7 protein-coding genes are annotated in these 13,293 nt (G+C 64.8%); 4 read left to right on the top strand and 3 right to left on the bottom strand.

The annotated features are described in order from the left end of the window. Positions 1 to 13: 13 nt before the first annotated feature. Genes WIN67_RS27295 through WIN67_RS27285 form a run of 3 tightly spaced genes read right to left on the bottom strand, consistent with a single transcriptional unit; the run spans position 14 to position 4,939 of the window. Complete coding sequence (locus tag WIN67_RS27295) at positions 14 to 2,020, bottom strand: CocE/NonD family hydrolase (RefSeq protein WP_339070299.1); 2,007 nt, start codon at positions 2,018 to 2,020, stop codon at positions 14 to 16. Positions 2,021 to 2,069: 49 nt separating this feature from the next. After that, complete coding sequence (locus tag WIN67_RS27290; RefSeq protein WP_339070298.1) at positions 2,070 to 3,371, bottom strand: OprD family outer membrane porin; 1,302 nt, start codon at positions 3,369 to 3,371, stop codon at positions 2,070 to 2,072. Beyond that, entirely contained in the window at positions 3,368 to 4,939 is a 1,572-nt protein-coding gene (locus tag WIN67_RS27285; RefSeq protein WP_339070296.1) for a BCCT family transporter, read from the bottom strand. The genes WIN67_RS27290 and WIN67_RS27285 overlap by 4 nt, the downstream gene beginning before the upstream one ends. A gap of 594 nt (positions 4,940 to 5,533) precedes the next feature. Here WIN67_RS27285 and WIN67_RS27280 point away from each other — a divergent pair. Genes WIN67_RS27280 through WIN67_RS27265 form a run of 4 tightly spaced genes read left to right on the top strand, consistent with a single transcriptional unit; the run spans position 5,534 to position 13,293 of the window. After that, positions 5,534 to 6,325, top strand: a complete 792-nt coding sequence (locus WIN67_RS27280; RefSeq protein WP_102882364.1) for a YfaP family protein — start codon at positions 5,534 to 5,536, stop codon at positions 6,323 to 6,325. A 37-nt stretch (positions 6,326 to 6,362) separates the two neighbouring features. Further along, positions 6,363 to 8,075, top strand: coding sequence for a DUF2138 domain-containing protein (locus WIN67_RS27275; RefSeq protein WP_339070295.1), 1,713 nt, complete (start codon positions 6,363 to 6,365; stop codon positions 8,073 to 8,075). Then, complete coding sequence (locus WIN67_RS27270) at positions 8,060 to 8,719, top strand: DUF1175 domain-containing protein (RefSeq protein WP_306408601.1); 660 nt, start codon at positions 8,060 to 8,062, stop codon at positions 8,717 to 8,719. Before WIN67_RS27275 ends, WIN67_RS27270 begins: the two co-directional genes overlap by 16 nt. After that, positions 8,716 to 13,293 carry an alpha-2-macroglobulin gene (locus tag WIN67_RS27265; RefSeq protein WP_339070294.1) on the top strand — a complete coding sequence of 1,526 codons (4,578 nt, stop codon included), beginning with the start codon at positions 8,716 to 8,718 and terminating at the stop codon, positions 13,291 to 13,293. The genes WIN67_RS27270 and WIN67_RS27265 overlap by 4 nt, the downstream gene beginning before the upstream one ends.

Below are 13,293 nucleotides of genomic sequence, written 5' to 3'. Positions count from 1 at the left end.
ATCCTGCCACGCTTTACAGCGTGGATCGGGCGATCCGTTTGTGCCACTGGCGTTGATGAATCTGCCGGCCATCGAGTCGCGCAACCTGGGTGGCGCGCAGGTAGAACCATTGCGCGTCGGCGTGCAGGCCCAGGGAGCTGTCCACTTCCACCGACCAGGTGCCGCGACCGGCCCGGTACTGCCATTGGATATCGGCCCGGGTCGACAGCGGGTCCCAGGGCAGGGTGCGGTACTGCTCGGTGCAGCGCTGGTCGACCCACAGGCCGTGATCGAGCAAGCGCATGGCGCCCAGGTCGTCGTCGATACGCACGCAGACTTCGCCGCTGGCCACGTCTTCGCTGAGGCTGCGCTTGGGGGCGGCGGCGCGGATGATTTCCAGGTTGGCCGGCGGGGCGCTTTGCGGGGCTTCGAACGGACACGCCACGGGTTCGCCGATGAACACCGGCAACTGCACGCTCTGTACCTCGGGCAGCAGGGTCAGGGTGGTCAGCTCCCGGGCCGGCCACAGCAACGGGAAGCTGGCGGTGCTCAACGCCAGGCGCAGGCGATAACCGGCCGGCAGGCGATAACCGACATGGTCGAGGTTGAAGCGAACCTGCAGGGGCGCGCCGGGCTCGGGTGGGCTGGCCACGGCGAAGTCGTCGCGCAGCGACAGGTTCAGGGTGCCATAGGTGATCTGCGCCACCTGACCGTCCGGGGCCACGGCATTGAGCCGGGCGACGATCTGCCCGCAAGGCCGGTCCGAGGTCAGGCGCAGGTCCAGGCGCACATCACCCAGCAAGGCCAGGGGCTCGCTCAAGGGCTGGCTGTCGAAGCACAGCGAGTGGGCGTCATCCCGGCGCTGGTCGGTGGGACCGTCCGGGCCGAACCAGATGGCGCAGTACTCGCCCTGATGCAGGCCGGTGGTTAGGGGCGAGCAGATGCTGCGACTTGCGCTCAGCGCTTGCGCTCCCGCGCTGAGTCCGCTGTCGCTAAGGCTGAAGGTCTGCCACTGGATCTGTGGATCGGGCCAGCCGGCGGTCTGCACCCAGACACCCGGGCGTTCGGCGTAGCTGGCCTTGGGCGGCACGGCGTCCTGCAGGTAGAAGGTGCAGGCGGGCTCGTCCATCACCCCGTTGTCGATGCCCTTGAGCCAGTGGTCCCACCAGCGCTTGGCCTCCTGGAGAAAACCAATGGCCGGGTTGGGCACGGCAAAGTGCGGGTACTTGTGAATCCAGGGGCCGAGCAGGGCTTTCTTCGGGCCATTCAGGTGCTGCATCAGGCGCGGCACGCTGTTCTTGTAGGCATCGCCCCAACCGCCGATGCAGTACACCGCGGCCTTGATCGCCGCGTAGTCCTCGCACACCGAGCCCTGGCGCCAGTAGTCGTCACGGGTCTGATGCTGCAGCCAGGTTTCGGCCAGCATCGGCATGGCGTCCAGGCGTTGCTGCCATTGCGCCTGCCAGTCCGGCACCAGCAGCGGGTCCGGCACGGCGGCGCTGAAGTTGAGCATGGTGGCGGCCCAGCCCTGGTTTTCCATCAACAGGTTGCCACCCTTGTAATGAATGTCGTCGGCGTAGCGGTCGTCAGTGGAGCACAGGGTAATGATGGCTTTCAGTGCTGCGGGTTGATGGGCCGCCACTTGCAGGCCGTTGAAGCCGCCCCAGGAGATGCCCATCATCCCCAGGTTGCCGTCGCACCAGGGTTGGGCGCAGAGCCAGTCGAGCACCTCCAGGGCGTCCTGCTGCTCCTGGGGCAGGTACTCGTCGGCCATCAAGCCCTGGGACTCGCCGTTACCGCGCATGTCCACGCGCACGCAGGCGTAACCCTGGCCCGCCATCCAGGGATGGGTCAGGGCATCGCGCACTGCGGTGCCATCGCGCTTGCGATAGGGCAGGTATTCGAGAATTGCCGGGTAACGCCGGGTGCCGGCATCGGCCGGCAGCCAGATACGCGCAGCCAGTTGGGTGCCGTCACGCAGAGGGATCAGGCAGTGCTCGATCTCGCGGATCGGATGGGGAAAGTCGCGGATGACGTCCATGGGCTACTCCAGTCGATAAAGGGGCCGGCACCGGGCCGAGCGCGGTGGATCACAGCAGGCTGAAGGGGTACTCGGTGACCAGGCGGATGTGGTCGACATCGCCGTTCGAGGTTCCGTTAATGCGGTAGGTGCCCTGGCGCAGGCTCAGGGACAGGTCCTTGGCGACGCCGCTCTGCACCCGGTAGCTCAGGTCGATGTCCCGCTCCCATTGGCGCTCCTTGTCGGCGTAGTAGCGGTAGGGGCTGTCTTTGGGGATCCGCCGGCCGTCGACATGGCTGCCACGGATGTAGCGGGTGCCGAAGGACAGGCCGGGCAGGCCCAGGTGCTCCAGGTCGAGTCGGTAGCCCAGGCTCCAGGAGCGTTCGCCGGGGCCGTTGAAGTCGGCGATCAGCGAGGCGTTGGCCAGGTAGATCGAGCCGTGGAAGCCGCCGCCGCTCAGGGCCAGGTAGTCGAAGGGCTGCTGGCCATGGATGCGTTGGTGGGCCAGGGTCACGGTGTGCGGGCCCTGGTTCAGGGCCAGCGCCGCCGACCAGGCCGTTACGGCGATATCCCCGGCCAGGGCCTTGCCGTCGTCCAGGGAGCGGTAGAGTCGCAGGTCCAGGTTCAGGCTGCGCCGCTCCTCGGCGTCCAGGGGCTGGTCGAGGTTGAGGTTGACGTAGTGCTGGCGCCACAGGTCCTGGTAGCGCGAGCTGTAGAGCCCCAGCTCGACCTGCGGATGCAACTGGTAGGTGCCGCCCAGATAGCTGGCGTCGCCGCCCTCGACCCTGGCGTAGCCGGCGTGGAAGCCGCCCCGATGACCGGTCTGGTTGAAGTCCCGGGAGGCGGTGAAGTGTCCGCCCTCCAGCAACAGGCCTTCCACCTCGCGGCTGCTGAAGGCCAGGCCGGTGGCGGTGGCCGGCATCAGCCGGTTGTCGGCCAGGGCCAGCACCGGGGTCTGTGGCCGCAGGTCGCCGTACTTGAACTCGGTATTGGACAGGCGCATTTTCAGCGCCGCCCCGGCGGTAGCCGATTCCCGGCGGCTGCTGCCGTCGCTGTCGCTGACCAGCATCATGGTGCGCGCCCGGCCACCGCCGCTGTCGAGTCGGGTGGCGAAATAGGCATGGGCATCCAGGCCCCAGCCCAGGGTGCCCTGGGTGTAGCCGGAGGCATAGTCCAGCTGCAGGCCCTGGCCCCACTCGCGGGCATCCAGGTCCAACTGACGATGGTCGTTGTTGCGGTAGTTGTTGCGCACCAGGCCGTTGATTCGGCTGTCTTCGACAAAGCCCCGGGATTGCGCCTGACTGGCGTGGGCCAGCGCGGGGCAGAGCAGCGTCAGGCCCAGGCCGCCAAGGATCAGGAGACGGACGTTCATGGGGTAGGCCCTCGTGGCGAGTGGCTTTCCCCGAGCTCGTCCGCTGGCAGCGGCGGTGTCAGCAAGGACGGGTTTTTCATCCAGATGATCAGTGCGCTGCTGGAGAGCAGGACAATCAGCATGCCCGGCAGGCCGCCCAGGTTGGAGAGCATCTTGACCCCGTCGATGCCGACGTAGGCCACCATCACCCAGGACACGCAGCCGATGATCGCGCCCCAGATCACCTTGAGCAGCGGGCTGCCGTCCAGATCGGAGTCGGCGGTGACCCCGCGACTGCACAGATTGCCGATGACATCGGTGCTGGAGTCGGCAGCAGTAACGAAGGAGATGAAGGCAATGAACAGCAGGAAGGCAATGATCAGGCCGCTCGCCGGCAGCTGCTGGAACACCTGGTACAGCACATGCTCCACCCCTTGCTCGTTGAGCACGCGGTTGAGTACCCCATCACCCTGGGCGTCGAAGTACAGGCTGCTGCCGGAGAAGATGCAGATCCACAGGGCGGTGAACAGCGCCGGGTAGAGCATGGAGATGTGGATGAATTCGCGCACGGTATAGCCACGGCCGATCTTGCCCAGGAACATGGCGCTCACCGGGGCCCAGGCGAACCACACCGACCAGTAGAACACCGTCCAGCTCTGGGGCCAGTTGTCGCCACTGGCCGCGCCGGTGAACAGGCTGCGGCCGAAGAAAGTCTGCAGGTAGGTGCCGAAGGACTCGATGCCGAGGCTGAAGATGTACAGGGTCGGTCCGCAGATCAGGACGAACAGCCCCAGGGCCAGCATGATCCAGGTGTTGAAGGTGGAGAACTTGACGATGCCCTTCTGCAAGCCGCTGGCGGCGGAGAACACGAAGGTGGCGACGATCACCGCGATGATCAGTCCCAGGCGCAGCGGCGTGGTGTCACCGCCGATGTACTGGCTCAGGCCACCGGACAGGGTCAGGGCGCCGGTGCCCAGGGAAGAGGCCATGCCCGCCACCAGGGCGAACATCGCCAGGGGGTCGATCAGTCCGGCATGGCGCTTGACCCATGCCTGGCCGAGCAGAGGTTGCAGCATGGCGCCGATGGAGAAGTGGCCGCGCAGGTTGTAGAAAACCAGGGCGAACACCAGTGAGGGCACCAGATAGATGGCGTAGGGCGTCAGGGTCCAGTGCAGGAACATGCTGGACATGGCGAAGTGCTTGGCCTCGCTGCTGCCGGCTTCGATGTTCAGGCTCGAGGGCGGGCCATACAGGTGATAGAGCGGCTCGGCGGTGGTCCAGAACAGCACGCCGACCGCCAGGGTGGTGCACAGTGCCACCATGAACCAGCGCGGCTTGCTCAGCAGGGGCTTGGCGTCTTCGCCACCGATGCGCACCCGCCCCAGGGGCGAAAAGTAGACGATGGCGGTCAGTACCAGGAGAAAGAAGCTGCCGGCACTGAACAGCCAGGAAAAGTTGTCGAGGATGATCCGGTTGAGCTGCCTGCTCACCGCCAGGAAACCCTGCAGATCAAGGTAGCTGGCGATCACCGCTGCCAGCAGAATCAGAAAGGTGGGCCAGAAGACCCAGGCTCTTAACGGATACTTCATCAGTGAGGCACTCCCGTTGCTTATCTTTTTTATGGCCAGGCGAGGCCGCAATCACAGGGCGCCGCGGTGCAACGCTGCGGCGTTCTTAGATAAGCGTTGAGTGGTGCGCTGTAGCAATCGACTAATGGGTATGGGGTCATTCCCTGAGGGAATGCGCGATGGCCCCTGGCTGCCATGGGCGATGGCCGGGCCGATTGGTGCAACAGGCATTCCAGAGCGCTTGCCGCAGGGTCGATCGGCAGCCGTCGGTGGTTGGCGGCCGGACGCTTGCGAGTGCTGGAGAGAGGGGGCCTCTGGGGCAGATTCGTACTTGAACTAAGGGTTTTTCTTGTCGACTGATGAGGTGCGCAATTAATGGCGTATGGCCACCTTTCTCGGCGCGGATAATGTCGCCGTAGTGGCACCTGCGGGGCGGACTTCAGCAGGGTGTCGATTGCCTTGCAAAATCCCTTTGCGCCAATTGTGCAACAGGCGCCAAGTCGCTAATCTGCGGCCTTTCCAGCGCCCTTTGTCGCCGGGCACTCTTTCTGAATATTTGCAGCCGCGCCGAGGATCTGGCGCCAGGGTTTTCCCATGCATGGCAGGACGCATTACATGCGCGTTTTATCCTCCCTCCTGCTGACCTTGCTGGTGGCCGGGGCGGTGTTCGCCGAACCTTCCGCCGAACTTCAGGAACCCCTGGCCGGCTGGCGCTATTCCGGACTGCTGGACCGTACCGAGCAGGACCGGGTGGCCTATCCGACGCCACCCATCGACCGCGGCATTCAACGCAACCGCACCCTGATCGAGGGCCAGCTCAAGGCGATCGGTCACTTGCGCCAGCCCCATAGCCTGTCGGTCAACGGCAATCCGCTGAACCTCTACACCGACGAACAGGGCCGCTTCGCTCGCCCTTATGCGTTTGGCGCCGGCTCCAACAGCGTCGAAGTGCGCAGCTCCGAGGGCAAGTCCCTCAAGCGCGTGCAATTCTACGAAGCCAATCAGAACAAGACGCCCCCACGCATTCGCGTGGTGCTGGGCTGGGATGATCCCAAGGCCGAGCTGGACATGCACATCATCACCCCCGACGGTCAGCACGCGTTCTTCGGTCATCCCGGTTTGACCAACGGCGGCGGCCTGGACCCGGACGGCGTCGACGGGCCGGGCCCGGAAATGTTCACCATGACCGCGCCGCTGCGGGGCACCTATCTGATCTACGTCAACTACTGGGGCAACTTCGGCGGTGGCGGGTACAACTTCGACGAAGGCAGCAATCAGAACGAGGTGATCACCTCGCAGATCAACCTGATCCTTAACGAAAACACCGTCGATGAGAAACGCGAGACCTTTATCGTGCCCATGCGGGCCATCGGCGACCTGTTGCTGGTCAAGTCTTTCAACTATTGAACATCCCGCACCACGGATGAATTGGGCTTTGTGAATCATGAGCGAAAACACAGCATCCCCGGCGGCCGGCGTTCCCGGCCCTGTTCAACCCGGTAGCAAACGGCGCTGGCCAGCACTGGTCGCGGGCCTGTGTCTGGTCGCCGCCGCAGTCGCGGGTGTGGGCTGCAAGCCCAAGACCCCGGTGGCCGAACTGGCCGGCGACAAGCTGGGCCTGAGTCGCCCCGACGGACTACTGGAAACCCACTCCCTGACGCAACTGCCCAAGGACCTGCTGGCGGTGCCTTTCCTCAAGGAAACCCTGACCGAAGACTTCGTCTTCTATTACCAGGCCCACGCCGACCGCCTGGGCCTGATCGGCAGCCTGCGGCGGATCATCTACGAGCATGACCTGAAATTGCAGGACAACCTGATCGAGCAACTGTTCGACCAGCCGGCGGATGTGGCGCTGTGGCGCGGTGTCGATGGGCGCCTCAAGGATTTCCTGCTGGTGATGGATCGTGGCGGGCTGGCCAAGCTGCTGGAGCCCCTGGCCAAGGTTGCCCTGGACGACACGCAACTGAGCAAGCTGGCTGAGCTGAAGGTCGGCGGCGATGCGGTGACCCTCTACCAGTTGAACTACAACGCCGGTAAATCCCTGGCGTTCGCTTCCCACGGCGACAAACTGGTGGTGCTGTCCAACCCGGCCAAGCTGTATGACCTGAGCAGCGGTGCCGACGATGAGCACGGCGCCGTCTCCACCGCTGCCCTGGAAGCCCTGCTCAACGGTGACAAACTGTTCCCCGAAGCCTTTGGCCTGGAGGCGCGCAAGCCTGAAGTGCAGCAGCGGTTGGCGGTCAACTCCAGTGTCCTGGCCATGGGTTACCAGCGTTTCATCCCCAACTTCGCCGGCCTGCGTTTCGATATGGACGCCCAGGGCTGGCACAGCTACCTGGCCATGCAAGAGCAGGACAACCAGCCGGCCTTCGACTTCAAGCCGATCTGGCAGGCCATGCCCATGGGCGCCAGTGCCTGCGTGGCGTTGCCCCTGGCAGCGGAGCAGCAGAAACCGCTGCTGGTCAAGCTCGGTGCCGAAGAGGCGGTGGCCAGCAGCCTGACTGAATACATGGCCGGCACCGCCGGCCTGTGCTGGTACGCCGACTCGCGGCTGTACACGCCGCTGCTGGTGGCCAGCCTCAAGGACAAGGACAACACCCAGCTCGATGGGGAACTGGGCAAACTGTTCGGTTCCATGGTCGGGGCTCGGGAAAGCAAGGTGCCGGAGCGCATCTTCCCCGTGGTCGAGCAGCAGAACGGCGAGGTACACCAGTGGCAGCGCCAGGTCAGTTCCAACTTCGGCCAGTACCCGGCCAAGGAAGCCAAGGACCCGCAAGCCATCACCGGCCGCGCCTTCATGCAGGTCAGCCTGGCTCGCCATGGCTCGACCCTGGTGTTCTCCCTGGACGACAAGCTGGTGAGCAAGGCCCTGGACACTTTGGATAAGCGCTTCCCGCCCCTGGCCGATGTGGTACCCAAGGATGCACTGATGCCGGTGTACCTGGGCCCGCAATCCCTGGCGCAGTTGATCCAGCAGGAAACCTTCGACAGCTTGCCCCAGGACATGGAGCCGGTGTTCAACAACGCTGCGCAAACCTACCTGGTGCCCAAGCTGCGCACCCTTGGCGGTTACGGCAAGTACGCCCTGACTCTGCCCGAAGGCAGCGAGCCCAACGGTCACTGGCAATGGCTGCCCCTGCAATGGCGCGCACTGTGAGTGCATGGCGCAAAAGCCTGGGCAGTCTCGGCCTGCTGGCCCTGTTGCTGAGCAACGCCGTGGGCGCGACCCAGGCGCCGCCGTTGGACGTGCAGCAGTCCCAGGTGTTTCGCGCCTGGTTCGTGCGCATCGCCCAGGAGCAACTGAGTCAAGGGCCGAGCCCGCGCTGGTACCAGCAGGACTGCGCCGGCCTGGTGCGCTTTGCCGCCAACGAAGCGCTCAAGGCCCACGACAGCAAATGGCTGCGGGCCAATGGCCTGTCCAATCGCTACCTGCCGCCGGAGCTGCAACTGAGCGAAGGCCAGCGTGGCCTGGCCCAGCAGTGGCAGCAGGGCGGCGGCCAGACCGGGCCCTACGTCAACGCCATCAAGCTGATCCAGTTCAACAGCCATCTGGTCAGCCGTGACCTGGGCCAGGCGCGCCCCGGCGACCTGCTGTTCTTCGACCAGGGCGACGACCAGCACCTGATGATCTGGATGGGCCGCAACATCGCCTATCACACCGGCACCACCACCCCCACCGACAACGGCATGCGCTCGGCCAGCGTGCAGCAACTGATGACATGGAAGGACACTCGATGGATACCCGACCCCGCCAACCCCAACTTCATCGGCATCTATCGACTGAACTTCCTCACCCAATGAGCGAATCGCGTATGTGGCGTTTTCTGTTTCGACTGACTGTTGTTCTGACCCTCGCGGCCCCCGCGAGCCTGGTCAATGCCGAAGACTCGGTGCCGTCCAGCGATTACGCGGCGGTCTCCGGCGAGAGTTTCTTCCTCCTGGCCGACAGCAGCTTTGCCAGCGACGAGCAGGCCATGGTGCGCCTTGAGGCCCCGGGTCGGGATTACCGGCGCTTTCGCATGGAGCCCTACGGCGGCGCGGACATCCGGGTGTACCGGATCAACCAGCCGCTGGACTTCCTCAAGCGCCAGAAGAACCTGCACCGGGTGGTCAGTGACGGCCAGTTCAAGGGCGAGGGCCTGTCCAACACCTTGGCCTACCTGTGGGACAACTGGTATCGCAAGTCGCGCCGGGTGATGCAGCGCGCCTTCTCCTACGAGTCACGCAAGCAGGTGACCGAGGAGGTGCCGGAATTGAAGGTCGGCAACTCCATGCTGGCGCCCACGCCCTATGACGCCCAGCCGCAATTCGCCCTGATTCCGGGGCTGCCGCTGGTGACCCAGTTCCGTTATCCGCTGTGGCAGGCCAAGCCGATCCAGCCGCCGGCCGGGGTTGACCTGTCCGGTTCCTCCAGCCAGTTCATCAACGTCGCGCCGGGCAACGTCTACATCCCGCTGGGGCAACTCAAGCCGGGCCTGTACCTGGTGGAAGCCCTGGTGGGCAAGTACCGTGCGACCACGATGGTCTTCGTCTCCAACACCGTGGCGGTGAGCAAGATTGCCGGCGATGAGCTGCTGGTCTGGGCCGCGGGCAAGCATGAAGGCAACTCCGTGCCCAAGGTCAACGTGCTATGGACCGACGGCCTGGGCGTGATGAACAGCGGCGCCACTGACGAACAGGGCCTGGTGCGCCTGAAACACGTCAGCCCCGAGCGCTCCTACGTGATCGGCGAGGACCAGGAAGGCGGGGTATTCGTCTCCGAGAACTTCTATTACGACAGCGAAATCTACGACACCAAACTCTATGCGTTCACCGACCGGCCGCTGTATCGCCCGGGGGATTGGGTATCGCTGAAAATCGTCGGCCGCGAGTTCAAGAACGCCCGGGATTCGGTGCAGCCGGGTGCCGGCACGGTGAATGTCAGCGTGCTGGATGCCGCCGGCACCGCGCTGCAGAACCTGACCCTGAATCTGGATTCCAAGTCCGGCACCCAAGGCCGTTTCCAACTGCCGGAAAATGCCGTGGCCGGTGGTTATGAGTTGCGTTTTGCCTACAAGGACCAGGTCTACAGCAGCGCCTTCCGCGTGGCCGAATACATCAAGCCGCACTTCGAGATTGCCCTGAGCCTGGCCAAGCCGGACTTCAAGACCGGCGAGCCGGTGAAGGGCAACCTGGTGCTGCTCTATCCGGACGGCAAGCCGGTGGCCAATGCGCGCTTGCAACTGAGCCTGCGGGCCCAGCAGCTGTCCATGGTGGACAACGAACTGCAGTACATGGGCCAGTTCCCGGTGGAACTGACCAGTGCCGAGCTGACCACTGACGCCAAGGGCAGTGCCACCCTCGATCTGCCGGCGGCCAGCAAGCCGAGCCGCTACATGCTCACCGTGTTCGCCAGCGACGGCGCGGCCTATCGGGTCAAGACCACCAAGGAAATCCTCATCGAGCGGGGCGCGGCGAGCTTCAGCCTGAGTGCGCCGCAGCGTTTCAGCGCTGCTGGCGACAAGGTGCAATTCAGCTACGTCAACCAGAACGCCGGTGAGCAGAGCCAGAAGGTTTCCCCCAGCCGCTACAGTTGGGTGCGCCTGGAAGACCAGTCCACCGGCGAGGGCAAGCTGGGCGAGGCCGACAAGGGCTTTGCCCTGGCCTTCGAACGTCCCGGCACCTACAACCTGACCCTGAAGGACGAGCACGACCGAGTACTGGGCGGCACCAGCCACTCGGTCACCGGCGAAGGCGTTAAAGCGGTGCCGGGCACCGTGGAAATCGTTCTCGACAAGGCCGAATACAAGACCGGTGACGAAGCCCTGGCGCTGATTACCTTCCCCGAGCCGATCAACGATGCGCTGCTGTCGCTGGAGCGCGACAAGGTCGAAGCCACGGCGCTGCTGTCCAAGGGCGGCGACTGGCTGAAAGTGGAAAAACTCAGCCCGACCCAATACCGCGCCCGGGTGCCGGTGAAGGACAACTTCGCACCGAACCTGACGTTCTCTGTGCTCTACACCAAGGGCGGCGAGTACAGCTTCCAGAATGCCGGGATCAAGGTGCTGACACCGCAGATCGATGTGGCCATCCACACCGACAAGGACAAGTACCAGCCGGGTGACCTGGTCACCGTGGACCTGTCCACCCAGTTCGCCGGCAAGCCGGTGCCGGCGCACCTGACCGTCAGCGTGGTGGACGAGATGGTCTACGCGCTGCAGCCGGAAGTAGCGCCGAGCATCGACCAGTTCTTCTACCACCCTCGGCGCAATAACGTGCGCACCAGCGCCAGCCTGTCGTTCATCAGCTACGACGTGGCCCTGCCGGGCAGCCCGACGGCCCCGGGCAAGGCCAATCGCAGCGAGCGTGGGGTCAAGGTGCTGGAGCGGCCACGTCGTGAAGACGTCGACACCGCCGCCTGGCAGCCGGAGCTGGTGACCGATGGCAGCGGCAAGGCGCGTTTCACCTTCCGCATGCCGGATTCCCTGACCCGCTGGCGCATTACCGCTCGGGCCATCGCCGATGACGGCCAAGTGGGGCAGAAGAAACAGTTCGTTCGTTCCGACAAGGCTCTGTACCTGAAGTGGAGCGGCCCGACCCGCTTCCGCAGTGGCGACAAGCCGGACCTGGGGGTGTTTGCCTTCAGCCAGTCCGAACAACCGGTCAAGGCCGAGCTGGTGATTCATTACGCCGGGGAATCCCAGCGCCTGCCGCTGACCTTGAACAGTGGCATCAACTATGTGGCGCTGCCGGCCATTGCCCCGGGCAATGGCGAGTGGAGCGCCGAGCTGGTGCAGGGCGGCAAGACTGTGGACGCCCTGGCTGTGCGTCTGGTGAGCAGCGCGGCCGGCTGGCAGACGGTGCAAACCCAGAGCCTGGACGTGGTCAGCACCACGACGCCGTTGGGCCTGCCGGCCGATGCCGCAGAGATTCGCCTGCGTCTGGACGACAGCCCGCAAGCGCTGTTCCGTTCGGCCCTGGATGGGTTGCTGGAATACCCCTATGGCGGCGTCGAGCAGACCGCCAGCCAGTTGCTGCCGTTGAGCGTTGCCTACCCGGCGCTGGCCAGTAACCCGCAGATCCGTGATCGGTTGCGCCTGATCATGCAGAACAGCCGCCTGCGCCTGGTGCATATGGCCGGGCCGCAAGCAGCCTTCACCTGGTGGGGCGAAGACGCCGAACCGGATGCGTTCCTCACCGCCTATGCCTATTACGCTGACTGGAATGCCAGCAAGGTCATGGACCTGAACCTGCCGCCGGAACACTGGCAGCGGGTGCTGGAGGTCTATGCCAAGCAGGCCGGCAGCACGCCATTGCTGCAACGGGCGCTGATCCTGTCCTTCGCCCGTGAGATGAACCTGCCGATCAATACCCTGGTCAGGGGACTGATGGACGACCTGGCCAAGGTGGGGGCCGGTCCGGCTGCCAGCATGGATGACGACAGCAGCGACAGCCTGGTGATGGTGGACCCGGATTCGGCCCTCGGCCTGGCCAGCGCCCGGGTGCTGACAGCCGCCCTGGCGCGGAACGCCAAGGTCACGCCGCCACCTGCCTTCGTGGCGCAGTTGGAGGCGGCACAGCAGCAGGTCGACATCAGTTCGCAGCCTTTCGCTCAGGCAATGAATCTGTCCTTGAAGCCTTTCGATCAAGCGACGGCGCGCGCATTGCTGCAACGTCTGCTGCCATCGCAACCGACCCTGGACCGTGCTCTGGCCCTGACCTGGCTGCAGCGTAGCGTGGCCCAGTCGGCACCGGCCGAGGCCCTGAATCCGGGGCAGGGCTGGCAACAGCAGCAGGGCGCCAGCGGCGAACGCTACTGGCAGTGGCAAGGGCCGCAGGTGCCGGCCGTGCTGACCCTGGACAAGGTGCCGGAGCGTCCGCTGCAGGCCTCGGTCAGCTACCTGAGCAAGCTGGACATGGGCACGCCGTCGCCGGTGAACATTACCCGTCGCCTGTTGCGCCTGGTGCCCGGGGATCAAGCCTTCACCTTCAAGCTGGAGCCGGTGGGCAACAAGCCGATCGCCAGTGACGGCCTGTATCTGGACGAAGTGATCATTGCCAACGAGGGCAACCGTCCGCTGCTGTACGGCATGCTGGAAGTGCCGTTGCCGCCGGGCGCCGATGTCGAACGCACCACCTGGGGTATCAAGCTGGCCGGTCCTGCGGGCACTGAAGCGGCATCCCTGGAAAAAGCGCGTTTCGAACCCGGGCAGATGAGTTACGCGGTGCCGCTGGATGCGTTGAACGACAACAGCGAAGTGCGTCTGCGGCATTTGATCCGCTTCTCCCAGAAGGGCCAGTTCAACCTGCCTGCGGCACGTTTCTACCAGGTGTATGCGCCAGAGCATCAGGCCCAGGAACGTACGCCGGCACTGGGTCAGGTCACGGTCAAATAA

Source organism: Pseudomonas idahonensis, from assembly GCF_037903935.1.
GTDB classification, from domain to species: domain Bacteria; phylum Pseudomonadota; class Gammaproteobacteria; order Pseudomonadales; family Pseudomonadaceae; genus Aquipseudomonas; species Aquipseudomonas danubii.
Note: the sequence above shows the minus strand (reverse complement) of the source record. Positions and strands in the feature narration are given on the sequence as shown.

Coding starts and splice junctions, on each gene's coding strand:
- WIN67_RS27295 (WP_339070299.1), bottom strand. CDS start 2,020: ATGGACGTCATCCGCGACTTTCCCCATCCGATCCGCGAGATCGAGCAC.
- WIN67_RS27290 (WP_339070298.1), bottom strand. CDS start 3,371: ATGAACGTCCGTCTCCTGATCCTTGGCGGCCTGGGCCTGACGCTGCTC.
- WIN67_RS27285 (WP_339070296.1), bottom strand. CDS start 4,939: ATGAAGTATCCGTTAAGAGCCTGGGTCTTCTGGCCCACCTTTCTGATT.
- WIN67_RS27280 (WP_102882364.1), top strand. CDS start 5,534: ATGCGCGTTTTATCCTCCCTCCTGCTGACCTTGCTGGTGGCCGGGGCG.
- WIN67_RS27275 (WP_339070295.1), top strand. CDS start 6,363: ATGAGCGAAAACACAGCATCCCCGGCGGCCGGCGTTCCCGGCCCTGTT.
- WIN67_RS27270 (WP_306408601.1), top strand. CDS start 8,060: ATGGCGCGCACTGTGAGTGCATGGCGCAAAAGCCTGGGCAGTCTCGGC.
- WIN67_RS27265 (WP_339070294.1), top strand. CDS start 8,716: ATGAGCGAATCGCGTATGTGGCGTTTTCTGTTTCGACTGACTGTTGTT.